Source organism: Abyssisolibacter sp. ZYX002, assembly GCF_056892235.1.
In genome coordinates this window covers 623,578-649,408 of sequence record NZ_JARMXH010000001.1, presented here as the reverse complement: position 1 = coordinate 649,408, position 25,831 = coordinate 623,578, and the positions used below count along the sequence as shown (strand labels likewise).

The 25,831-nt window shown below is 26.9% G+C and carries 11 protein-coding genes; all 11 read right to left on the bottom strand.

Annotated elements, in window-relative coordinates; all coding sequences use genetic code 11:
- Position 1: 1 nt before the first annotated feature.
- Positions 2 to 433 carry a class I SAM-dependent methyltransferase gene (locus P3X86_RS02795; RefSeq protein WP_483291732.1) on the bottom strand — a complete coding sequence of 144 codons (432 nt, stop codon included), beginning with the start codon at positions 431 to 433 and terminating at the stop codon, positions 2 to 4.
- A 24-nt stretch (positions 434 to 457) separates the two neighbouring features.
- Complete coding sequence (locus tag P3X86_RS02790) at positions 458 to 712, bottom strand: hypothetical protein (RefSeq protein WP_483291101.1); 255 nt, start codon at positions 710 to 712, stop codon at positions 458 to 460.
- A complete protein-coding gene (locus P3X86_RS02785; RefSeq protein ID WP_483291100.1) occupies positions 640 to 882 on the bottom strand; it encodes a hypothetical protein in 243 nt (80 codons plus the stop codon). The genes P3X86_RS02790 and P3X86_RS02785 overlap by 73 nt, the downstream gene beginning before the upstream one ends.
- Before the next feature lie 176 nt (positions 883 to 1,058).
- Positions 1,059 to 1,463: a secondary thiamine-phosphate synthase enzyme YjbQ gene (locus P3X86_RS02780; protein WP_483291099.1), complete on the bottom strand. Its 405-nt coding sequence runs from the start codon at positions 1,461 to 1,463 to the stop codon at positions 1,059 to 1,061.
- Positions 1,464 to 1,649: 186 nt separating this feature from the next.
- Positions 1,650 to 3,359 carry a DNA polymerase/3'-5' exonuclease PolX gene (gene polX / locus P3X86_RS02775; protein WP_483291098.1) on the bottom strand — a complete coding sequence of 570 codons (1,710 nt, stop codon included), beginning with the start codon at positions 3,357 to 3,359 and terminating at the stop codon, positions 1,650 to 1,652.
- Between the two features lie 322 nt (positions 3,360 to 3,681).
- On the bottom strand, positions 3,682 to 4,524 hold the full coding sequence (locus tag P3X86_RS02770) for a hypothetical protein (RefSeq protein WP_483291097.1): 843 nt from the start codon (positions 4,522 to 4,524) through the stop codon (positions 3,682 to 3,684).
- A gap of 166 nt (positions 4,525 to 4,690) precedes the next feature.
- Positions 4,691 to 4,819 (bottom strand): hypothetical protein, encoded by a 129-nt coding sequence (locus tag P3X86_RS02765; RefSeq protein WP_483291096.1) that lies wholly within the window; start codon positions 4,817 to 4,819, stop codon positions 4,691 to 4,693.
- A gap of 235 nt (positions 4,820 to 5,054) precedes the next feature.
- Positions 5,055 to 14,594 (bottom strand): non-ribosomal peptide synthetase, encoded by a 9,540-nt coding sequence (locus P3X86_RS02760; RefSeq protein WP_483291095.1) that lies wholly within the window; start codon positions 14,592 to 14,594, stop codon positions 5,055 to 5,057.
- Between the two features lie 48 nt (positions 14,595 to 14,642).
- Positions 14,643 to 19,526, bottom strand: a complete 4,884-nt coding sequence (locus tag P3X86_RS02755) for an amino acid adenylation domain-containing protein (protein ID WP_483291094.1) — start codon at positions 19,524 to 19,526, stop codon at positions 14,643 to 14,645.
- Between the two features lie 98 nt (positions 19,527 to 19,624).
- A complete protein-coding gene (locus P3X86_RS02750) occupies positions 19,625 to 25,417 on the bottom strand; it encodes an amino acid adenylation domain-containing protein (protein WP_483291093.1) in 5,793 nt (1,930 codons plus the stop codon).
- Between the two features lie 150 nt (positions 25,418 to 25,567).
- Positions 25,568 to 25,819, bottom strand: coding sequence for a phosphopantetheine-binding protein (locus P3X86_RS02745; protein ID WP_483291092.1), 252 nt, complete (start codon positions 25,817 to 25,819; stop codon positions 25,568 to 25,570).
- Between the last annotated feature and the right edge of the window lie 12 nt (positions 25,820 to 25,831).

Genomic DNA, 25,831 nt, shown 5'->3' with positions numbered 1-25,831 from the left:
TTTATCTCTTAACTAACTGGTAAGCGGTATGTTCAACTATCAAGTCAATATTATTTTCATTTGCAATTTTAGCTAAGTTATTATCATCTTTATTAAGTTTAAATTTTGATGTTACTTCTGAATTAATAACACGTAAATTAGCAAGCTCAAATCTTTCTTGCCAAGGCTTAATATCAAAATTAAACCAACATTGTTTTCCCCATATTCTAAAAGCTTCTTTTACAGCTTCAGGTTCGGTAAATCTGTTTTCAATTGTAAACATATATCCTCCGCATCTAAGTATCCTCGCAACCTCCTTAATTCCTCCCATACCATTTTGTATGTCTGTTCTTAATGAAGATAATCCAATATTACTAGTTATTACATCTATAGTTGATGACTTAATAGGCATATTAAGTGCATTAAAAGATGCAAAACTTAAATTCGTATTTATATGATTTTCTTTTATGAATTTGTTCTAAAAGATAGAAATTAATGGGCAAGCATCAGTTGCTAAATACTCATTATCTGGGTTTAATGCTATTATTTCTGGCAATAGCCCTAAGCTAGGTCCTGTTGCGATATCCATAACTGGATAACCCATATCAGCAACTTTTCTACATAGTTCTCTAATTGCAGAATTCAATTCATTAGATGGTTCTAAACTCCTATGCCAATTTTTTTTGAATCTCCCCCCTTCATACCAGATTGATAAGTCATCGTTCGTAAACATATCTCCTTGTGATTCTTCTCCAAAAAAATAATACCATCTTGGACTTGGTATTCATTAGATGTAGAACAAACTTTACCATTTATCCATCTATTACCTTTTATTGTTCCTTTATAATTAACACTTGATTTATCCGTAGAACCAACAAATATTTTTTGAAAATATTCTCTCATGGTATTCCTCCTAATGTATTACTAATTAGTTAACATTCTTATAATCTTGAAATCATCCTTTACTAGAATGTTCAAAATAATAACAATTCCTTCGTTCTCTTTAATAGTTATCATTATACCAAACTATTTGGTTACGAAGTTTTTAATATCTCTAATATGTCTCGGTGTATTTTTTATTAATCTTCAGCAACTATGTTAACAATAAACTTTCTAGTTCTAGGACCATCGAATTCACCAAAATATATCCCTTGCCAAGTTCCTAATAACAATCTACTATTACTTATAATAATGGTTTGTGTAAAACCCAATATACTTGACTTTATATGAGCTGCTGAATTTCCTTCAATATGTTGATATCCATCCACAAATGGAACTATTTTGTTTAGTTCCATTATCATATCACGTTTTACATCTGGATCAGCATTTTCATTTATCGTTATACCTGCAGTTGTATGTGGTATAAATATCGTACATAAGCCATTTTTAATATTAGCTTCCTCAATTACTCGCTGAACCATATTTGTAATATCTACCATTTCATCTCTTTTATTAGTTTTAATTTTAAGAGTCTTATTTATCATCTTTTGCCCCTTCCATTATATTTATTGATTAATTTGAGCATGTCCATAATAAGTTTATATAAATATATTTTGATTAAGATACACTGAAACAATTAGAATATTATGGTATTTTATAAATTGTAGTATTATTATATCATAATATATAACTTAAAGTTTATAATGATAATTAAATTTCTAATTTATAATTTATAATTTTAGATAATCCACTACCTTTTCCAAGCTTAAACAGTTAAATATATCTCTATGCTCTAACCATCCTTTTCTAGCAACATTAACACCATATCTCATATATTCAAATTCTTTTATGCTGTGTGCATCTGATGATATAACAAATTTTGCTCCTTTATCTTTAGCAGCTTTGATATATCTCCAATCTATATCTAATCTATAAGGATTAGCATTTATTTCAATTATAATATTGTTTTCTATACATGTATCTATTATTTTATCTATATTAATTTTATACCCTGCTCTGTTTAATAATAATCTTCCTGTTGGATGTCCAAGTATAGTCATGTAAGGATTATTTAACGCTTTTATTATTCGTTTTGTCATTTTTTCCTCATTCATCCTAAATGAACTGTGGACAGATCCTATAATAAAGTCAAATGATTTTAATACTTCATCAGAGTAATCTAAACTACCGTCTGTTAATATATCGGATTCAATACCTTTAAAAATCTTAAAATCAGTATATTTTTCATTAAGTATATCAATTTCTTTGTGTTGCATTTTTATCTCATCTTCACTTAATCCTCCTGCATATACAGCTGATTTACTATGATCTGATATTAACAGATATTTATATCCTCTAGCTATACATTCTTTAGCTAACTGTTTAATAGTAGCACTGCCATCACTATACATTGTATGAACGTGTACCATTCCTTTAATATCGCCCAGTGTTACTAAATGAGGTAACTTATTATTTAGAGCAGCTTCCAACTCTCCATAATTTTCTCTCAATTCAGGATGTATATATTTCATATCAAATACTTTAAAAAAATCTACTTCATCTTTACATTTTATCTTCTGCTGTCCATTAAAAATCCCATATTCATTTATTTTAAGTCCATGTTTTTTAGCTACATGTCTTAACGCAGTATTGTGTTCTTTGCTTCCAGTAAAGTGATGTAATGCATAAGGATATTCATCGTCGTTTACCACTCTTATATCTGCATTCATGCCATTCACTAGTACTACACTAGATTTTGTTTCTCCTTTAGCTATTATCTCTTTTACATATGAATGATTGGTAAATATATTCATTACTTCATGTGGATTGTCACTGCTTGCTATTATATCTATATCCTTAACAACTTCTTTTTTACGTCTTAAACTACCAGCTACTTGGCACCGTTTTACATAAGGGCTGTTTATGATATGTTTTAGTAGCTCATTAGCTACCATTTCACCTATATTATAATGAAACTTATCAGCATAATTATTTAAATTATTAATACCTTCCAGTATCTTAGCTTGAATTTTTTTACTAAACCTAGGAAGATCAAGCAATTTATCTTCTTCACATGCTTTTTTTAATTCATCTATAGTGTTAATCCCTAGTGATGCATGAATAGTCATTATTCGTTTAGGTCCTAATCCTTGTATTTTAAGCATATCTAATAAGCCATTAGGAATAGATTCTCTAAGTTTATTATAATACTTTAGCTGCCCCGTTGTAACTAGTTCTGTAATCTTCTGTGTCAATGCTTTTCCAAACCCCTCTATATTTTCTAATCTTTGCTGGGATACTAATTTTTCTATATCTTCATCAATAATCTCTAATTTTCTAGCAGCTTCATAATACGCCCTTGATTTAAAGAAACTTTCTCCTTTTAATTCTAATAATACTCCTATTTCATTTAGTATCCTTATCACTTCTCGCCTTGTCATTTATCACCATTCCTATTTATTAAATTTATCACTACTATTGTTTCCATTAGCAATAAAAAATACTGGAATTTCTAATTACTATATTAGTTGTTGATATACCTTGAGTTGATTGACTCAGATTATAGAACAAAAAAGTTCACCATAAATTAGTATGGCGAACTACTATTTATTCAATATAAAACGCTATATTAATAACATGTATTATTTACTTGCTTATTTCTATAGTGTATATCTTTAATAATTGAATCTAACTGAGTATCATATACCTCTATATATCATCAATAGTTATATTAACTAATATAATTAGCTTAGGATTAAGGTACTATTTTAATAAACTCAACCTTCTTTTTAGTTTAATTTTCATTACAAGTGTAAATATCAATACAATAATCTCAATAACTAATATAAATAAAAACATTGTAGACAAACTTTTTTCTGGAAAATACAACCTTCCTTTAAATACATCAACTATAAGATAACTTAATTTAGAACTATGTATATATCCAATTACATTACTAACTATAAGGAAAACTCCACCAATTAAACTTCCTCTCCCTAGACCATAAAATCCAAATATACAAAGGAAAACAATCAAAAATTTTATTCCTATATCTGCCACAGAATATACATTGGATCCTAAGTAAGATCCTTTAAACAAATCTAATAAAACTATAAGATTAAGAATCGCTACTGTATATAAACCCGCTCTATTTACAAGATGGTAATTTTCCCATATTTTATATTTAACAGCATTTAATCTACATCCTACAAGTAGTTCTCCTACAGATAAGAACTTACTTTTGCTAGATAGTACACTGTAATAAATAAATACTAGTAATACAGTAATGGTTATGCCTAAGGGTGCAATTGTTATATCAAGCGTAATTTTATCAGCCATCCCTGATGTGATATCTAACCCTCTGATATTGTAATATTTGAGGTAGCTGTAATTTTGCGAATTTTGTATAACTCCAGTATACGAATAATGCCCAAGTCTTAAAGTTCTCCATAATCCAAGCAAACCAAGGTAGATAACTATTCCAAGCAAAGCATCAACTACAGCTGAGACAAGTCCATTTGATTCTCCTTCTCTTAGAAATTGTTCTTCTGTCAACTTTTTTCTTTTATTTAAACATAACCCCAAAAGTAATCGATTCTCACCCATAATAACCCCTACCTTTCATAATTTTGAATTTCTTATTATAATAGCACCATTTGGTATAAATTGCAATAGTATTATTAAAACATTTTATTTTTCAACTCTATAATTTATGTAATAAATATATAACAAAATAAAAAAGGCTATCTTTATTGATAACCTTTTTTAATGTTTATTCTTTTTCAAATGCTATAATATAATACTTCTCATCTAGCTCTTTTTCGAGAGAAGCAATCTTAGCAAGTTCATCATTCGATAAACTGGCTATTGGTACTTGGTTCAAATGATTAAAATCATCCATACTCATCATCCTTTTCTACTTATAATTTATGTATTTATTAGTATTTACATATTCTCTTTTTTTACAACCTAATTTAACTGAAAAACGCACAACATTAGCTGTGCGTTTTTTAGATCATAGTCTTTTATTAAAAACTGTGTTATCATTAAATAGATTAAGCATAATATCTTATTCTATTGTTTTTTCATTTTACTTTGCATACAAATAGTCAAACTACTTTTCTCCTTAAGTTTCTTTAACTCTCCAATACAGCTTTATTTATATTTTTTATAGTATCTTTTATGTCTTCTTCAAATATTGTATGCTCATCTCCGTATAAATTTAAGACTTTTATTTTGCTTTTGCAGTATTTTTGCCATAGCTCAACATTTTTATTTATATTATTATTTTTAGTAGAATTAAAGTAATAAATCTTTGTTTTTATGCTTTCTTTTGGTAAATAATCTGCTCTTGCATTATGCAATGTTCTCATACAGTTTAAATAGTAAATTACTTCACTAATCTTTAAAGTTTTATAATTTGGAATGGAAGCTAATAATTCCTTAGGTATTTTATCTAATAAATATGTATCTTCTTTTATATTAGGTAATAACATCTTCCATAATTCTTCTATGTTTTTAGCTTCATAAACAATTTCTTTTAAAGAATTATCGCTAATAATCGTTTTTAAATACTCTATCTCATCTGCCATTTTAAAACTAAATTTGTTCTCCCATTTTTGTGGAGCTGTTGTGTTAAACATAAGCAATTTTTCTATATTAATATTCCTTTGTTCAAGTATCTTAGCCATCTCTGTTATAACTAAACCACCAATACACCATCCACCTAGTATTATAGCTTCTTTGTGGAAATATTTCTCAATTACATTTACATACTCCATAGCTAATTCATTTATAGTAATATCTATTGGTACACAATTATTTAATTTATTAAATTTTATAGCATATACATCAAAATTTTCATTTATACTTTCTTTTTCTTCTTTAAATAAATTCACATATCCTCCAACAGAACCACTACCTCCGTGAACAAATACTAGCTTTTTGTTGTTTTGATTTTTTCCTTTACGTAATATTATTATATCATCTTTTATTTCTTCATAGCTAAATTTTTTACTATCAATAAATGATGCTAAATCTTCAAGTATTGAATACTTGTAGACATCACTAATTTCAAGTGAAATTTGCATTTGCTTTTGTATTTTTTCTACCATATTTACTACTGATAAAGAAGTACCACCAATATCAAAAAAACTATCATTTGAGTATACATTCTTTACGCTCAAAAGTTCTTTCCAAACGTTAACTAATTTCTTTTCAGTATTAGTTTTTGCAGGGTAAAACTCCTGTCGTTTAATAGAAAATTCTCTAATCTGAGGCAAAGCTTTTCTATCTACTTTACCATTAGTAGTGAGTGGTATTTTATCTATTTCTACAATATAATTAGGTCTCATGTAATTAGGTAAAATATTTCGTAATTCTTTTCTTATATATGTTTCGTTAATTTCATCTCCTTTTATAAAAGCGACTAAATACTTTTGTCCATTTTGTCCTTTTCTCACAACTACTACAGCTTGTTTAACTTCACTACATTTTTGTAGTGCTTGTTCTATCTCACTAAGTTCTATTCTATATCCTCTTATCTTAACTTGATTATCTTTTCTTCCTAAAAACTCTATATTTCCATCTGGTAGCCACCTTGCCAAATCTCCTGTCTTGTATAATTTTGTACCAGATTCAAATGGATTATCTACAAACTTTTCTGCTGTTAATTTCGGTCTGTTTAAATATCCCCTTGAAAGACCTTCGCCACTTATACAAAGTTCCCCTGATACTCCTATTGGTAAAAGATTGTTTTCAGTATCTAATATATATATTTTAAAATTATTTATTGGTTTTCCTATTGGTATATTTTTACTTAGTTTATCAACTTCATAATTAGTTGCCACTACTGTGGTTTCTGTAGGCCCATAGTTATTGTATAGTTTGTAATTGCTCTCATTATAATATTTAAGTTTATCTCCACCCGTTAACAATATTCTTAAAGAATTATTCTCTTCATGCCTTATTATTTCGTAAACTTGTGTTGGCAAAAAGCTGATGGTTATATTATTTTTCTTATAGTATTCTTTTAGTTCTTCTATGTTAATTTTCATTTGTTTACTGATTATATACACAGAAGCTCCTACTATAAGGTTAGGCCATATTTCTAGCACACTTGCATCAAAGGAAAAGCTTGCATAACTAGTAGCATTATCTACTTGTGTAATATCAAATTTTTCATTACTGTAGTAACATAGATTAACCAATGATTTATGTTCTATCATTACGCCTTTGGGATTACCTGTAGTTCCAGAAGTATAAATTATATAAGCTAGATTATTTGAGTTGCTTATTTTTTCTAAATTTTTTGATTCTCCTATGAAATTTTCTTCATTAAATAAATCAATTACTTCTCCATCAAACTCTATATTATTTGCTAAAATCTTTTCACTCAATAATATCTTACTTTCACTATCTTTTAACATATATTCTATTCTTTCTTTTGGATAGCTAGCATCAATTGGTAAATACGCTCCTCCAGCTTTTACTATTCCCATTATCCCTACTAGCATCTCTAGTGATCTTTCTAACATTATTGCTACTATGCTATCAGACTTTACTCCTTTTTCTCTTAGGCCTCTAGCTAAACTATTTGCCCTTTTATTCAACTCTTTATATGTTAATTTCTTATCTTCATATGCTACCGCTATATTATCGGGTGTTCTTTCTACCTGTTCTTCAAATAATTCTTGTATTGTTTTCCCTTTTGTATAGTCTGCTTTTGTATCATTAAAATCATATAATATCTGATTTTTCTCTGCTTCTGACAATAGATCAATTTCACATATTTTTATTTCTTTATTGCTTACTATATTCTTTAATATTTTCACATAATGTCTACTTAGCCTTTTTATCGTTTCCCTTTTATATAACTTTGAACAATAATTTATGCTAAATTTAATTTTATCATCTGTTTCTAATGCATTTAATGTTAAATCAAACTTTGATATTTTATTTTCATCACTGTATTGCTTTAATATAATATTGTCTATTTTTATATCTCCCACTTTTGCTGTATCTACCATATTAAACATTACATCAAATATTGGATTTCTACTTGTATCTTTCCTTACGTATAATTTCTCTACTAGAGTTTCAAATTGGTAACTTTGATTTTCGTATGCTTTTAAAGAGTTGTCTTTTACTTCTTTCAGGAAGTCTATATACTTTTTTTCTCCTTTTGGCTTATTTCTCAAAGCTAACGTGTTTACAAACATACCCATTATATTTTGTATATCTGCATGTGTTCTTCCTGCTATAGGTGTTCCTACAACTATATCTTCTTGCCTACTATATTTTGATAAAAGTATATCAAATGCTGATAACAACATCATATGCATTGTAGCTCCAGTTTCTTTTATAAGTTTTCTTAATTTAGATGTTGTCTCTTCGTTAATTACAAAACTTATGTCATCTCCTTCAAAGCTTTGTATAGAAGGTCTTTCGTAATCAATTGGCATATTTAGTGTTGGTATTTCATCGCTAAATCTATCTATCCAATATTCTTCTTGCTTTTTCATTTCTTCGGATTTTAAGAAATTATTTTGCCATACTGCAAAATCTTTATAATGAATTTTTAAAGGTTCTAAATCTTTTCCACTATATATCTCTTTAAAATCATTTATTAATATATCCATAGATATTCCATCAGATATAATGTGATGCATATCTATTAGCAAATATGCTTTTTCTTTGTTTTCTACAATCTCTGCTCTAAATAACGGTGCTTTTCCTAAGTTGAATGGTCTAATAAATTCATTTGTAATATCTTTTATATTGCCTTCTTCTTTTCTATTTTTTAATAACTCTAATTCATTTTCAGACACAAGCTTCTGTACTAGCTCCCCATCATTAACCTCAAAATATGTTCTTAAAGCTTCATGTCTCTTTATTAATTTTCTAAAAGTTTTTCGTATCCTATTTTTGTCGACTTTTCCTTCTAACTCAAAGCCAACGGGCATGTTATATGCTGTACTTTGCTTATCAAATTGCCATAACATATATATTCGCTTTTGTGCTGATGATGTTTCGTAGCATTTTTTATCTTCTATCTTTTCTATTTCTCTATATACGCTTATCGTCTTATCATAAATATATTTACTCAATTCTTTTATTGTTGGTGCTTTAAATAATTCTTTTAATGGCACCTCTTTATTTAATTTCTTATGAATATTTGACATAAGCATTGTTGCTTTTAAAGAGTGTCCACCTAAATCAAAAAAGTCATTATTTATTCCTATGTTGTCTACACCTAATACCTCACTCCATATTTCTACCAATGCTTCTTCTACCTCGTTTCTCGGAGCTTCATACTCTAATAATATATCATCTAAATTCGGTTTAGGGAGTGCTTTTCTATCTAGCTTTCCATTAACTGTTATTGGCATTTTATCTAATTTTACAAAGTATGATGGAATCATATATTTTGGTAAGCGTTTTTTTAAATACTCTTTTAAATCTGGTACAATATTTTCTTTATCACTTACTACATATGCACATATACATTTCTCATTATCTTTGCTTTCTTTTACTACAACTGCTGCTTCTTTAATTCTTTCATGTTGTAATACTCTATTTTCTATTTCTCCTAACTCTATCCTGAATCCTCTTATCTTAACTTGATTATCTACTCTTCCTAAAAACTCTATATTTCCATCTGGTAGCCACCTTGCCAAATCTCCTGTTTTGTATAACTTTGTACCAGGTTCAAATGGATTGTCTACAAATTTTTCTGCTGTTAATTTCGGTCTGTTTAAATATCCCCTTGAAAGACCTTCGCCACTTATACAAAGTTCCCCTGATACTCCTATTGGTAAAAGATTGTTTTCAGTATCTAATATATATATTTTAAAATTATTTATTGGTTTTCCTATTGGTATATTTTTACTTAGTTTATCAACTTCATAATTAGTTGCCACTACTGTGGTCTCTGTAGGCCCATAGTTATTGTATAATTTGTAATTGCTCTTATTATAATAATTAAGTTTATCTCCACCCGTTAACAATATTCTTAAAGAATTATTCTTTTCATGCCTTATTATTTCGTAAACTTGTGTTGGCAAAAAGCTGATGGTTATATTATTTTTCTTATAGTAGTCTTTTAGCTCTTCTATGTTAATTTTCATTTGTTCACTTATTATATACACAGAGGCTCCTATTATAAGGTTAGGCCATATTTCTAGCACACTTGCATCAAAGGAAAGGCTTGCATAACTAGTAGCATTATCTACTTGTGTAATATCAAATTTTTCATTACTGTAGTAACATAGATTAACCAATGATTTATGTTCTATCATTACACCTTTGGGATTACCTGTAGTTCCAGAAGTATAAATTATATAAGCTAGATTATTTGCGTTGCTTATTTTTTCTAAATTTTTTGATTCTCCTATGAAATTTTCTTCATTAAATAAATCAATTACTTCTCCATCAAACTCTATATTATTTGCTAAAGTCTTTTCACTCAATAATATTTTACTTTCACTATCTTTTAACATATATTCTATTCTTTCTTTTGGATAGCTAGCATCAATTGGTAAATACGCTCCTCCAGCTTTTACTACTCCCATTATCCCTACTAGCATCTCTAGTGATCTTTCTACCATTATTGCTACTATGCTATCAGCCTTTACTCCCTTTTCTCTTAAACCTCTAGCTAAACTATTTGCCTTTTTATTTAACTCTTTATAAGTTAATTTCTTATCTTCATATGCTACCGCTATATTATCAGGTGATTTTTTTACCTGTTCTTCAAATAATTCTTGTATTGTTTCCCCTTTTGGATAATCTGCTTTTGTATCATTAAAGTCATATAATATCTGATTTTTCTCTGCTTCTGACAATAGATCAATTTCGCATATTTTTATTTCTTTATTGATTACTATATCTTCTAGTACTTTTACATAATGTTTACTAAATCTTTTCATCGTTTCTTTTTTAAATAACTTTGAACAGTAATCTATGCTAAACCTTAACTTATCATCATGTTCGACTGCATTTAATGTTAAATCAAATTTAGATATTTTATTTTCATCACTATATTGCTTTAATTTAATATCTTTTATTTCTGTATCTTCTACTGTAATTGTATCTATCATATTAAACATTACGTCAAATATTGGATTTCTACTTGTATCTTTTCTTATATCCAGTTTTTCTACTAAAGTTTCAAATTGATAACTTTGATTTTCGTATGCTTTTAAAGAGTTGTCTTTTACTTCTTTCAGGAAGTCTATATACTTTTTTTCTCCTTTTGGCTTATTTCTCAAAGCTATCGTGTTTACAAACATGCCCATTATATTTTGTATATCTGCATGTGTTCTTCCTGCTATAGGTGTTCCTACAACTATATCTTCTTGCCTGCTATATTTTGATAAAAGTATATTAAATACCGATAACAACACCATATGCATTGTAGTTCCAGTTTCTTTTATGAATTTTCTTAATTTTGATGTTGTCTCTTTGTTAACTACAAAGCTTACGCTATCTCCCTCGAAGCTTTGTATAACCGTCCTTTTATAGTCGGTAGGTATATTTAGTGTTGGTATCTCGTCACTAAATATACTTATCCAATATTTCTCTTGTTTCTTTACTTCTTCTGATTTCAAAAAGTTGTTTTGCCATGATGCAAAATCTTTATATTGTATTTCTAAAGGTTTTAGATTTTTTCCACTATATAACTTTTTAAAATCATTTATTAATATACTCATAGAGACGCCATCAGATATTATGTGATGCATATCTATTAATAAATATGTTTTTTCTCTATTTTCTACAATTTCTGCTCTAAATAACGGTGCTTTTTCTAAATTAAAAGGGCTAATAAATTCATTTATTTTATTTTTTATGTTCCCATCTACGTTTCTCTCTTTTAATTGGAATTCTGATTCATCTACAATCTTATTAACTATTTCACCCTTGTTAACTATAAAATATGTTCTCAGTGCTTCATGCCTTTTGACTAGTTCTCTAAATATTTTTTCAAGTTTCTTCTTGTCTATATTTCCTTCCATCCCAAAAACTACAGGCATGTTATACGCTATGCTTTGCTTATCAAATTGCCATAGCATGTACATTCTCTTTTGGGCTGATGATATTTCATAGTATTCTTTCTTTTCTATTTTATCTATAGATAAATATGTGTTATCTCTTATATTTTCTATAAATTCACATATTTTTTTTATTGTTGGATACTCAAATATATCTTTTAATGTGACTTCTTTATTTGTTTCTTTATGGATTTTAAATATAACAGTCATTGCATTTAGTGAATGACCTCCTAGGTTAAAAAAGTCATCATTTATTCCTATTTGCTCTACCCCTAATACTTCTTTCCATATATTCACTAAAGTTTCTTCTAGACAATTTCTTGGTGGTTCAAAACTAGTTAATCTTTCAACTAGTTTTGGTTTAGGAAGTGCTCTTCTATCAAGTTTTCCATTTAATGTTATTGGCATTTTGTCTAATTTTACAAAATATGATGGTATCATATATTTGGGTAAGCTTTCTTTTAGGTATTCTTTTAAATCTAACACAATATTTTCTTTATCACTTACTATATATGAACATATATGTTTATCATTATTTTTACTTTCTATTATTATCACAGCAACTTCTTTAATATTTTCATGTTGTAATAATCTATTTTCTATCTCACCTAACTCTATCCTAAATCCTCTTATTTTAACTTGATTATCTACTCTTCCTAAAAATTCTATATTTCCATCGGGTAACCATCTTGCTAGATCTCCTGTTTTGTACATCTTTGTTCCTATTTCAAATGGGTTGTCTATAAATTTTTCTAATGTTAGCTCGGGTATATTTAGATACCCTCTAGCAATTCCGTCTCCACCAACACATAACTCTCCTACTACTCCAATAGGATTTAACATGTTTCTCTTATTTATTATATAAGCTTTTGAATTAGATATAGGCTTTCCTATTGGTATATTAGAGTTATACACTTTTTCTATTGGAAAAGTTGTAGAAAATGTCGCATTTTCTGTCGGACCATATCCATTTATAATATTAAGCATTGGAAATTCTTTTCTTACTAGACTGATATATTTAGGCGATAAAACGTCTCCACCAACTAATAAATATCTCAATCCTTTAAATACATTTTTGTTTTCTTCTGCTATTTGATTAAACAACTCTGATGTTAACCATATTATTGTAATTTTATTTTTATTTATATATTCTTCTAACAATACAGGTGATATTATTGTCTCTTTTTTAGCTATATATATCTGCAAACCATTTAACAATGTACCCCAGACTTCAAAATTAAATACATCAAACACACTAGAGCTTGTTTGAAAAATTCTATCATTGTCTTTAAACTCAATATAGTTTGTATTCTTAACTAATCTAACTATACTTCTATGTTCACACATTACCCCTTTGGGTATACCTGTTGTTCCTGAAGTAAAAATAATGTTTGCTAAACTATTTGCATTATTTATTTTCTTTATGTTTGTCAATTCATTTGTATACAATTCTTGGTTTAATAAATCTATCATTTCACAACTGTTTTCTAATTTCTCTATAAACATACTTGTACTTAACAAAATTTCGCTTTCGCTATGCTTAAGCATGTATTTTATTCTTTCCTTAGGGTAATATGGATCTATTGTTAAATACGCTCCTCCTGCTTTTAATATTGCTATTATCCCTATAATCAACTCTAAAGATTTTTCTACCATTATTCCTACTACTATATCTGATTTAACTCCTTTATTTCTTAGAACTCTAGCTAAACTGTTTGCTCTTTCATTCAACTCTCTATATGTCAATTTCCTATCTTCAAATACTACTGCTATATTATCAGGATTTTCTACTACCTGTTCTTCAAATAATTCTTGTATTGTTTTATCTTTTGGATAATTTGTCTTTGTATTATTAAATTCTTCAATAATTTTTTGTCTTTCTTTATCATTTAAGATATCCACATCTGCAATTTTAATATCAGGCTTTTTTAATACTTGATTAATATAATTAAATAGATGTCTTTTTATTTGTTCTATTTGATCTTTTCCATATGAATAAGTATTATATTTTATTTCTAAATCAATTTCATTTTCTATTAAAGAGAATTCAAATAATATGTCACTTTTTATATTTTTTATCCTTTCGATGTTGTGTATATTTTTAAGTAATACAATTGTACTTAATAAATAATTACTATTTTTACTATTGTCATTATGTAACTTTTGCACAATTTTTTGTAACGGAAAATTACCAAATTTATAAGCATTTTTAACTGTTTGAGTTACATATCTCAATAATTGTTTAAATGTAAATTTATCTTTAATTTCCACTATTGATGGTAAAGCATAGTTATAATTACTCATTTTATTGTTATTTTTTATTAAAGGTAAACCAATGCTTACCTTATCACATCCACTATATCTACTCATCAAACAACTTATGCATGATAGTAAGATTATATATGTCCCTTGTTCTGAATTATTGGATATATTGACAATCTTTTGAGACATATCAATCGGCATTTTATATTTTAAACTATTAATTTCAAATTCTTTATCAAGTTCATTATAATTATTATAAAATTTAGGGACTTCGTATTCCATAAGTAGTCTTTCAGTCCAATAATCTCTCTCTTTTTTTAATTTACCACTAAACGCAACCATATTTTGTATTTTTTTATCCATTTTAATCTTTAACCTCTCAAACTTAAAGTATTATTTATTAATTTTGATTTAATATGAAAAATTTTCTAATTGTATGTCTTCAATTTTGATATCATGGTTAATTAAATTTCTTAAAATTTTAATATAATTGTATACAAACTTATCTATTAATGTTTTACTAAAAACCATATCATTATATTCGAAAGTAAATATTAAATCATTATCTGAAATTTCTCCTTCTAATGATAACTCTACCATTGGCTTTAAATTTTGTATCTCATAGTCATATATTTCAACTTGAGATAATTTCATATCTTTATAGTCAATAGTATTTAATGAAAAAATAGTATTAAACAACGGATTGCTATCAAAACTTGATTCAATATTTAAATCTTCAACAATATTATTAAATGGATAGTCTTGGTTTTTGAATGCATAATATACTGTGCCTTTCACTTCTTTCAATAATTCTTTGATTCTCTGCACTGGGCTAACAAAATTTCTAATTGCTAATGTGTTGATAAACACTCCTACTATATTCTCTGTTTTTGCATGATGCCTTCCTGCTATAGGAGTACCAACAACAATATCTTCTTTCTTGCAAAACTTATATAGTAAAATAATGTAAGCTGTTAACGAAGCCACATACATGGTTACTTTATTCACCAAACATAAATTTTCCAATCTCAATTTCAATGTATTCCCTACCTTGAATTTAACACGTTTCAATCGTCCATCAGTTCTATAATCTAGCGAAGCACATTTACTAAATATATTTTGCCTTAAGTCATAATTCTTAAGATTATTGTCCCAATACTCTCTTTGCATCTTAATACCAGCAGTTTGCAATAACCTGCTTTGCCAACAAGCAAAATCTTTATATTGCAGTTCTGTATCAATTAAGTTTTCTCCACTATATAACATAGATAATTCCTTTAATATAATTTTACATGTCATAGCATCCGTACATATATGGTGTATGTCCATCAACATTATACACTCATTAATATTACATCTAATAATACCTACTCTTATTAATGACTCTGGTTTACTTAAATTAAATGGTTTTATAAAGTTTTGAATTAAATTATCAATGTTGTTATTATCCTGTTTTATTACTTCAATATTAAAATCTATATTTTCATTAATTATCTGTATTACGTCATCTTCATTCAATTTATAATGAGTTCTAAAAATTTCATGTCTTTTTATTAAACTTTTAAAACATCGTTCTAGCTTTTTAATATCCAATTTACCTTTTATCAATTTTATCGTTTGTACATTATAAGCAGTGTCTAATGGATTTAAACTTTGCAATACAAACATTCTTTTCTGACTAGATGAAACGGGATAAAATTCTCTTTTTTCAATCCTTGTTATTGTTTTTAATGAATGTTTCGAAGATTTATTTTCATCTATATATTTTGCTATATTCTCTATTTTCAATAGTTCTAGTATATCTGTAATCAAAATATTAACATCAAATTCTTTTTTTATCCTAGATACTAAAACCATAGCATTAATTGAATGTCCTCCCAGCTCAAAAAAACTGTCTTTTATTCCTATTTTATCTATGTCTAAAATATCACTGAAAATATCAACTAATAATCCTTCTGTTTTGTTTCTTGGAGGCTCATATTTTGAATTACTACATCCTTTAAGTCTTATCTTCAGTAATTCCCCTCTATCAATTTTTCCATTTGAATTCTTAGGAATTGTATTAACTTGCACATAATATGAAGGAACTTCATAGTCTGGAAGCTTCATCATTAAAAATTTCCTTAAATCTACAGTAGAAATATTTTGCTTAGCAACAAAATATGCTACTAGATATTTACCTCCCATATTATCCAATTTATCTAATACCACGACTTCTTTTATAATTCCATCCTCTTCAAAACAATCTTTATACCCTAATTCTTTTACAATACTATATATAGAATCAATATTAAAACTAGGATTCAATTCTTTTATAGCATTCTCTTTACTCGACAAACCCAGCCTACAATCCCAGCTTAATGGAATCATATAATTATGAAAACCTCTATTTTTTAGATGCATATATATTCCAACATCATTAATCAAACAATTTGATGAACAAAACCCTGTATCCTCTGGCATGCTCCATTGCTTGTCTCTTTCTAATAAGTATTTATGAATCATATCTGAGGAACTATTAGCATATCTAAAGAAATCAATAAAATAAATGCTTTCAAAGCTTTTATCATCTAATTTTATATTTAACAACTCACTAATTCTATCATTTATTGAATGATATATCTTTCTAAACTCTATTAGCTTTTCATCTATATTATCCTTATCGTATAAGTTAGCTTCTATAACAGACTGTAGTTTAGTATCTATTATTTGTCCTCTTGACAAACCTGTTATAATTACATTAATATTATTTTCAAAGGCTATTTTTGTGCTAATAGTCGTCAAGGCTTTGAAGCATCCACTGCATACAGTAGAATCTTGTTTTAAACTTTCTACAAATATTTCATATATATTACTATGAGTGTGTATTATGCTATCTACATTTAGACTACTTGTTATTCTCTTAATATTTTCAAACGCTCTTTGAGAAATATAGCCGTTATCAAAAGTAAAGGCTAAGACTTTATAACCCATCTCAACCAATTGATATAATACATAAGTACTATCTTTACCTCCGCTATATAAAAGCATGCAATCATACTCACTTTTTTTCTTTTTAGAAGCTTTATTCATCAATATTTTAAAATCATCTATTCCTTTAAAATAATCGTCAACTTGATCCTTATATTTTTCATATTCCTCACATATATTACATAATCCACTATCATGAAAGGTAGCATCTGGGCATTTTGATGTCATCAAGCAAGTTTTACATTCAATTACTTTGCTCTCTGTATTGTTTTTCTCTTTTTGATATGTCAATATTGTATTTTCTATTTCTTCTAATTCAATTCTATATCCTCTTATTTTGACTTGTGAATCAATTCTTTCAACATACTCTATATGTCCCTTGTAACTCCATCTACCCAAATCACCAGTTTTATACATAATAGAGTTATCATCATACGGATTATTAATAAATTTATAACTAGTTAATTCTTTGTTGTTTAAATAGCCTAGACCTATACAATTTCCTGATACATAAATCTCTCCAACAACTCCAAAAGGAACAATTTGTAAATTTTCATCAAGTACATAAATTTTTTGGTTAGCTAAAGGAGTTCCAATCGGTATTGTATTACCAGTATCTTCTAAATTATCTTTGCTTAATAAGAATGTAGTATTATCTACACAACATTCAGTAAGACCATATATATTATTGATTAGCACGTCCTTTTTTTCGTTTTTACTAAAAAATTTCTTAGCTAAACTATAATTTAATTTCTCTCCTCCTATTATAAAATGTTTAACTTTCAATTTGGATTCGTTTTTTAATGAATTAGCAATAATGCTTATATGAGAAGGGGTACCATCTGAAATATCTATACTGTTTTCAGAATAAAAATTTATTAAACTAGCTCCAGTTATTTTTTCATATTCTGAAGGGATAACTAATTTATGTCCATTGATTAAAGCCATAAATATTTGCTGTACGGAAGCATCAAAATAATACGGTGCTAAACAAGCTATGTTTAAGTTTTCTCCATAATTACTATAAATACTATCATATAACCCTAATATTAAATTTATAACATTCTTATGGCTTATTATACTCCCTTTTGGTTTGCCTGTTGTTCCTGATGTATATATTATATAAGCCAAGCTATCTGATGATATATTGTTTTTTGGATTTAATATTGTTTTGCTTGGTTTACTACTATCTACGGTAAGTACATTTTTTTCATTAACAAAAGTTATATTTTTTCTTAAATCAGCAGTGGTAATAATTTTTTTAGTAGTACTATCATCTAATATATATTTAACTCTGTCTATTGGATTATCAATATTTATTGGTAAATAACAACCTCCAGCTTTTATTGTACCTAATATTGCCACAATCATTTCTATAGATCTTTCAAAATATAATCCGACAACTTCACCTATCTTCAACCCACTTTCTATTAGCTTGTTTGCTACTTCATTGGCTTTCATATTTAATTGATGATATGTTAGCTCGTAATTTAAATACTTTACTGCAATGTTATAAGGCCTCTTTTCAACTTGCTTTTCAAATAAGTCACTCAATGTCTCATCGTCATCAAAACTTATATTCTTTCCTTTTCCTAAACTTAACAATCTAATTTTATCCTCCTTTGTTATAACCTCTATCATATTTAATTTAATACTTGTATTTTCGGATGTTTGTTTTAAAAAATTTATTAGATTGTTTTTTATAGCGTTAAGCTTTAACTCGCTAATCAAGTTATTGTTATATTTTATACTGCAATAGATACCTCTTTCTTTAACTCTAAAATTAAAAATTGTAGAAACATCAAATCCACTTATATCTTCGCTTGAACCAATATTTTCTAATCTAACTATTGTGTCGACTATTGCAGTCTTCTTATCAAACTCTTCTATTCCAGCAATTTGTTGTATTTGTTGTATTTCTATATCTTTAAATTTATTAATGTTACTAAACATTTCTTTGATTTGTAATAATAATTCTTTAAATTCTCTTTTTTCATCTATACTACTTTTAAGTATTAAGATATTATGTTTCTGCTTATATTTTTTATTAATTTCCTCTACTCCTACAACAACTTCATCATCACCAGTGTAAACTTTTAATATATATTGAACTGCAGCTATCATATATAAATATATACCTACATTTGAATTGTTACATATCATTAAAATTTTTTCTGATATTTCCTTTGGAATCATAAACTCTATATCTAAATATCTGCCATCTGTATCCATGGTTTTATCTGCAAACGTGCTTTTTTGCATATCTTTATCTATAATTTTTTTCCAAAATTCTTCACAGTTTTTTATATTGCTTTTTGAATTCATTAAATATCACTCTTTCATTTAAACTTTTTACTAATAGAAAAATAGAGAGTATAAATAATAACTAAAAATAATTATTATTTTCCTCCCATTATAAATCATTAAAAATTAAACTCTAGTTCTTCCATTTCATATACTTCATCATCAAAATTTTCTGCATACACTTCATTTAAATGAATATCTATATTTTCAGTAATAATACTTATCACTTTTATATAATACTCTATAAGGTTTTCTATTGTTTCTCTAGCAAACAATTTCGTACAGTATTCGAAATTTAAATATATATTTTCCTCTGTCTGGAAAGCATTTAGTGTAATATCAAATTTTGATATTTTATTCTCTGTTTGTATATATTTAATTTTAATATCATTTAAGCTCAATTCATTATCATAACTAGATCTAAAATTGAACGCTATATCAAATAAAGGGTTTCTTCCAGGTTCCCTGACTATATTTAATTTGTCTAGTAATTTTTCAAATTCAAAATCTTGGTTTGCATAACATTTTAATAAAGTTTCTTTTACTTCAAACAAAAATGATTTAAACGTTTTAGTCCCTTCTGGCTTAACTCTTATTGCAAGAGTATTTACAAACATGCCAATAATATCTTCTAAATCAGCATGATTACGCCCTGCTATCGGAACCCCTATTATTATATCTTCATCGCAAGTGTAATTTGCAATAAGAGTAGAATATGCTGTAAATAATAGCATAAACATAGTTACATTTCTTTCAAATGTTATATTTTTTAATTTTTGTGTCAATTCTTCTCCAAGCTCAAATTTTTGACTATTACCTTCGAAACTTTGAATTTTGGGTCTTGAAAAATCTATTGGCATATTTAATTTAGGTATTGAATCTTTATACATATTTAGCCAATATTTTTCTTGTTCTTTAAACTCTTTTGTTGCTATATAATCATTTTGCCATTCTGAGAAATTTTTGTATTGTATTTTTAAAGGTAACAACTTGCTACCTTCATATAATTTTGTGAATTCTTCCATCAATATTTCGATGGATTTTCCATCTGATATTATGTGATGTATATCAACTAATAATATATGTTTTTTTTCAGCAATTTTTATTATTCGTGCTCTAATTAAAGGTCCTGTTTTTAAATCAAATGATTTAATAAATTCTTTTTTTAGTAACTCAAAGTTAATTCGTTTTAGATTCAACTCCTTATACTCAACGTTAAATTCTATTTGGTCATGAATTTTTTGCACGATTTCATTATCTTCATATTTGAAGGTTGTCCTCAACGCTTCGTGTCTTTCTATTAATAATCTAAAGGAATTATTAATCTTTTCTAAATCCAACTTACCTTCTAAAGTCATCACTACTGGTATATTATAGTTTGTACTTTGTGGATCAAGTTGTACTAAGGAGTACAATCTTTTTTGAGAAGATGATGCTACGTAATGTTGTTTTTCTTTTATTTCTTTCATTGATAAAAATTTATTTTCTTCAATATTATATATCTTTTCAGCTATATTTCTAACATAAGGAGTTTCAAATAAATCATTTATGGTGATTTTAACATTAAATTCTTTATGGATTTTTGATAATAGTAAGATTGCTTTTAATGAGTTACCACCTAAGTTAAAGAAATTATCATTCATACTTATTTTATCCATTTTCAATAAGTCTTTTAACATATTGCATAGTCTTGTTTCTATTTCATTTGCTGGAGCTAAATATTCTTGTCTTGTCTCATCAACTTCTTCAAAAGGCAATGCTTTTACATCGATTTTCCCATTGAATGTAATTGGTAATCTTTCTAATTGTTTGATGTACTGTGGAATCATATATAAAGGAAGTTTTTTTCTAAGTTTTGTTTTTATAAATTCTATATCTAATGTTTCATTTGATATGATATAAGCACACAGATGCTTTTCTCCATCTTTACTATTTTTATCTATCACAACTGCTTTTTCTATATTTCCATCTTCTAACAGAACATTTTCTATTTCACTTAATTCTATTCTATATCCTCGTATTTTAACTTGATTATCTAATCTCCCCAAAAACTCAACATTTCCATCATCTAACCATCTAGCAAAATCACCTGTTTTATACATTTTACAATTTTTATCAAATATATCCTCAATGAATTTCTCTTCTGTCAGCTTCTCTCTATTTAAATAACCTCTTGCTACACCATCTCCCCCAATATATAGTTCGCCAGGAATTCCAATTGGTTGGACCTTACGGTTTTTATCTAAAATATAAAACCTAACATTAGGCATAGGTTTACCAATAGGAGTATTTTTTATATTTGGTATTTCACTATATTTTTTTTCATAATAGCTTGAATCTATTGTTGCCTCTGTTACTCCATAACTATTTAATATTCTTGTATTTTTATCTAATTTGCTAACAATCTTTTTATATTCATTTATTGGACATATATCTGATCCCATAATAAGTATTTTAAATTTTGGCATTTGTAACTTATTATCATCAATATAATCTATTAATGCACCTATCAATGATGGTGTAGATTCAAATATACTAATCCTTTTCTCTAAGATTAACGAGTATAAAAGATTAAAATCATTTTTAACTTCTGTTGTACAGATAATCATCCTGCCACCATTTAAAAGTGCTCTAGATAAATCACCTGCAAATACGTCAAAAGAAATACTTGCAGTTTGCAAGAGGTTTATCTCACTTTTGTATAAATCATAACATTCTCTCCATCCCAATGCTGCATTAGTTAAATTCGTATGACTTACTAATACGCCTTTTGGTTTTCCAGTCGTTCCAGAGGTATATATCACGTATGCTAAATCTTCTCCCTTGATTATTTCGGATAGATTTTTCTTATCTTCTATAATCATTTCTTTATCTTTAATATCAATAATATCGCCATTAAAGAAATCTATTTCTTTAACCTCTCCTTGAGTTATTATCAGATTCACTTTACTATCTTCAATTATAAGTTTCTTTCTAGCTTTTGGATATTCTATATCTATTGGTACATAAGCAGCTCCTGATTTTAATATCCCCAATACGCTAATAACCATGTTAATAGATCTATCAATCATTATTCCTACTAGTGCATTTCGAGAAACGCCTTTCTTATTCAATACTCTTGCTAGTTTATTAGCTTTTTCATTTAGTTTTTTATAAGTAATCAACTCATCTTTACATTCTACTGCTATATTATTAGGTGTAAAATTAACTTGCTCTTCAAATAAATCTATAAAGTTTTTACTATAGTCATATTCTCTTTGTGTATTATTGAAATCTAATAACAACTGTCTTTTTTCTAATTGAGAAATCATATTTACTTTCGATAGTTGTATATTACAATTATCAAGTATTTTGTTTACAATGTTTTCAAAATGATTTGTCATTCTTTTTATAGTTTCTTTTTTAAATTTGTTAGCATTATATTCAAAGATAAACTGTAATTCTTCTTCAGAACTTTTCATTACTACATCTAATTGTATATCTAGGTTTGCCTCTCTATAGTTAAATTGATTATTAGGTTCAAAACCTAAATCATCTAAATCTAAATCTTTATTATTTTCTGTATCAGTATGAAAATTAACAAGAGTATTAAATAATGCACCTATTGGTAAATCATTATTAATCATTTTTTTCTCTTTTATGATATCAAATGAAAAATATTGATTTTTGTAACATTCTATAAACAACCTTTTTGTTTTTTTCAAAAATTCTGTAAATGTTTCTTCTTCATTAATCTTCAATCTAATTGGGATTATGTTTATAAATGGACCTATTATATTCTTGTATTCTATTAAATTTCTTCCTGCTGAGATTGAACCAATAACTATATCATCTTGCCCACTATATTTATTTATTAATATTGTATATAGAGAAAATATAACCATATGCAAGGTTGCATTATTTTTACCTGCTAACTCAGATAATCTTTTTGTATATTCTTTTGACATTCTTATATCTACTATTTGTCCTTCATATCCATCATTTTTATAGTCAGAAGGCATATTTAGTAGTGGCACACCGTCGTCAAACTGATTAAGCCAAAATTCTTGTCTCTTTTGCATTAAATCTGATTTCAATAATCCCATATGATGAACTAAATAATCTCTGTAATCATATTTCTTATCTGGTAACTCACTACCTTTGTATAAAGCTAGTAATTCTTGCTCTAAAATACTCATAGAATATTTGTCTATTATTATATGATGTACTATAACAACGAGAACATATTGTTCTTTACCAGTTTTTAAAAGCCAAACTCTCAACAGTGGCGGCTTGGTTAAATCAAAATGTTGAAAATAATCATTAATACTTATATCATTCTCTGAAATTTCTTTATACTCAATACTAAAATCAACATTGTTATGAATTTTAAACATAGGTTGTTCATTAACCATTTCTATAGATGTTCTAAATACCTCATGTCTTTCTATTAAAGTAATAAAAGCTTTTTCTAAGTTATTAACATTAATGTCCCCTTTTATATTAACAATCATAGGTACGCTTGTATTTTCTCTTTCTGTTTCATTTTCATTTATCAGGAAAAATGTAAACTGAGTTGGTGATAATGGATAGTATTCATTTTCGTTTGCTTTCACTAAAGAATAATGTTCACTCTTTTCTGCTTGTTCTATATATTCACCCATTCGTCTTATTGTAGATATTTCAAAAAATTCTTCTAGTCCAATTTCTACTTTTAGTTCTTTGTGTATCATAGCAATTAATTGTATCGCCTTTAGGGAATGTCCTCCCAATCTGAAAAAATCATCATGTACTCCTATTATTTCTTTTTCTAATACTTCACACCATAATATTGACAATTTTTCTTCTATTTCATTGTTTGGTGCCTCATATTCTGTTTCTGTGAGGTTTTGATTATCCTCTTCACTCAGCTCTTCTATTTTGTATAATCTAGGATTGTTGTCACGTTGTAAGTTTTTCATCAATTTAATATATTCTTTTTCCTTAAGCAATATCATATCTAATATTTCTATTGATTTTTGTACAGATTTAACATTATATATTGACGAAAACAGGTATTTTGCAATAGTTATCCTTATTCGTCCCCAATATTTAATTAGCTCTTTATTAGCACTTACTACTTCTGACTCTTTTCCAAAGAATTTAGTAATCTTATAATCTTCAACCTGCTTAGCATTTATTATCTTGTTAATAATATTTAGCCATTCCAGACATACTTTAGAAAATTCATTCTCATCAATTATTATTTTTCTATAGGTTTTTATAAATTCATCTAAACTATGTATTCCATGTTCTATGTTATCAAGGTTATTGCTGAAATTTTTGATATATTTTTCAATGATACCATCGAATTCATCTTCTAATTTATATTCTTTAGCTGAATCATCTAGATAAAATTCAAAATATACTAATGTGTCTTCACAACAAAAATTCTCTATATATCCCTCATATGAATTAATAATATCATCATAACTTATTGTTGTTTTTCTATATGAAAGATTGTCTTTATGTTCGTGTTCAATTACTATAAATTCATTTTTAGAATCATTAAAGCCACAAAATAATAATGTATGTGGTAAATGCTCTTTTAAATATGTATCTACTCTTATTGATTCATAATAATTATCCACCCATAAAATCACAAATCTATCTTTAGATATCGCTGACTTTATATCATCAATAACATTTTCGCATCTTCTTTTTTTATTTATTATTAAGCCCATTGTTTTGATGATATCAATTTCTTTTTCTTTTTCTAAGTAGTTTACATCTATACCATTCACACGCTTTTCATATACAATTATATCATTGGCAAATAAATGTAATATATTTCTTTTGTAATATTTCACAATAGGAAAAAGTGAGTTGTAGAAGCAGTTTTTGTAATAAACATCGTTAAACGGTTTAATTCCAATTATTTCTTTGTCTTTCATTTCCTTAACCCCTTTATTATTGCTATTTTTTATAGTCTTACTTAGTAAATTCAATAAGAGTTATTTTTAGCATGAAATAAAAGGTACTATTTTATCTAAAAAAGTACCTTTCCTTTTTCAATTACAATGTAACATTTTATATCACTAATATTATACACTCATTTGCTTTTCTTTAACTATATTTACTACATCATTTATACATGTTATATTAGTAAAATCTAACTCTGTATCTTCAAACTCTATCCCAAATTCTAGTTCTAATTCTACAATCATTTTAATAAACGTAACAGAATTTATACCAATATTCTTTATGCTATCGCTAGTTGTTAATTTATCTATCTCGATTGAATTGTCTATATTTTTTTTTATAATTGCTATTATTTTTAATTCTAATTCATTCATGAAGAATATCCC